This window comes from Streptomyces sp. AC627_RSS907 (assembly GCF_019049165.1).
On record NZ_JAGMUE010001155.1, the window covers coordinates 1 to 688 of the forward strand.

The 688-nt window shown below is 72.2% G+C and carries 1 protein-coding gene; it reads right to left on the reverse strand.

Features of this window, described 5'->3' with window-relative positions; genetic code table 11:
* The coding region (locus KUM32_RS40800; protein ID WP_217146718.1) for a sugar phosphate isomerase/epimerase at nucleotides 1-688 on the reverse strand (688 nt) is incomplete at both ends.

Consider the following 688-nt stretch of genomic DNA (forward strand, 5'->3'; position numbering starts at 1 on the left):
GGCTCCAGGGCGGGTACCCCGGCGGGCGGCTCGCACATCACCCCGCGCTGGACGGCGGGCCCGAACGGCACCCCCTGTTCGACCACGGTCGCCAGGATCGCCGGGTCGACTTGCTTGAGATGCAGGTAGCCGATGCGATCGCCGTACGTCTCGATCAGCTTCACGCTGTCGCCACCGCAGTAGGCGTAGTGCCCGGTGTCCAGGCACAGGCGGACCAGGTCGGGGTCGGTGGCGTCGAGGAAACGGGCCACGTTGGCCTCGCCGTCGATGTGCGTGTCGGCGTGCGGGTGGACGACGATCTCCAGGCCGTACGTCTCCCGCACCTGGTGGGCCAGGCGCTCCATGCCGGTGGTCAGGTCGCGCCACTGGGCCGGGGTCAGCTCGGGGCTCTCGATGAGTTCGGCGGTCTTGTCGTCGCGCCAGAACGCCGGGATCACGACCAGGTGGCGGGCGCCCATCGCGCGGGTCAGCTCGGCCACCTGGGCGACGTGCCGCCAGGTGGCGTCCCAGACGGCCGGGCCGCGATGCAAGGCGGTGAAGACGGTGCCGGCGGAGACGGTGAGGCCGCGCCGGGCGGTCTCGTCGGTCAACCGCGCCGGGTCGGTGGGCAGGTAGCCGTACGGGCCCAGCTCGATCCACGCGTACCCGGCCTCGGCCACCTCGTCCAGGAAGCGCCGCCACGGAATCT